Genomic DNA, 778 nt, shown 5'->3' with positions numbered 1-778 from the left:
GATTATAGATATGTCTTGTTTGAAGTTTTTAATAGAAAAATAGTGGCCTATTTTATTAATAATAACGGAGTTGAAATCACTATCTTTGTCCGACAATAACGGAGTTACTATTTTCATATTAATATAATCTTCGTTTCATATCGGTTTTTTTGTCTAAAAACAACCGAATAACAAGTAATAGTAATTAGATTAGAAGTACCACAAGAAAGTGCAAGTAAATGGCAAAATAATCCTAACCTAATATATCGTTCAGCTCTAGATTTAGTTTACAGGTAAATAAAACCTGATACGTAAATCAAGGAGAGATTCTTATGAATAACCTATTGAAAAACATTAAAGAATTTATGAATGATGAAGAAGGTTTAACGGTCATCGAATATGTGATCGGTGCTGCTATGCTCGTGTTAGGGTTGACAACCATATTCAGTGGAATTGGTAATGTATTGTCAGCGAAACTCAGTGCTATTGTTAATGCTATTAGTACGACAACAGCCCCGTAGACACTATGAATAAAAAGGGAATTAGAAAGCAGAAAGGACTAACTATTGTCGAGTACGTTATCGGTGCTGCTTTACTTGTCATTTTTGCTTGGGCCATATTCTCTGGTATAGCTACAGCCTTATTCAGTAAATTCATAATAATTGTGTCAGGTATATAAATGAATGATAAGTGAATCTCTGGTTTTTTGGGTGCTATTAATTGTTGTTTCAGTCTTCGATGTGAAAGAAAATCGGATACCAAATAAAGCTCTGATTTTATTTGTATTACTGTACTTTAT

General features: G+C 32.1%; 1 protein-coding gene and 2 pseudogenes. 2 read left to right on the top strand and 1 reads right to left on the bottom strand.

What is annotated here, in order from left to right:
- Positions 1 to 117: pseudogene (locus AB4653_RS28110) on the bottom strand (AraC family transcriptional regulator); the annotation flags it as partial.
- A gap of 194 nt (positions 118 to 311) precedes the next feature.
- Here AB4653_RS28110 and AB4653_RS28105 point away from each other — a divergent pair.
- Both AB4653_RS28105 and AB4653_RS28100 read left to right on the top strand, forming a co-directional pair.
- Positions 312 to 500, top strand: a complete 189-nt coding sequence (locus tag AB4653_RS28105) for a Flp family type IVb pilin (protein ID WP_009847502.1) — start codon at positions 312 to 314, stop codon at positions 498 to 500.
- Between the two features lie 162 nt (positions 501 to 662).
- Positions 663 to 778, top strand: a pseudogene (locus AB4653_RS28100) (prepilin peptidase); the annotation flags it as partial.

Origin of the sequence: Vibrio sp. 10N.222.48.A3 (assembly GCF_041475345.1) — a bacterium.
Taxonomy (GTDB): Bacteria; Pseudomonadota; Gammaproteobacteria; order Enterobacterales; family Vibrionaceae; genus Vibrio; species Vibrio tasmaniensis_A.
The sequence above is the reverse complement of the archived record's forward strand: the minus strand, read 5'-3'. Positions and strand labels throughout refer to the sequence as shown.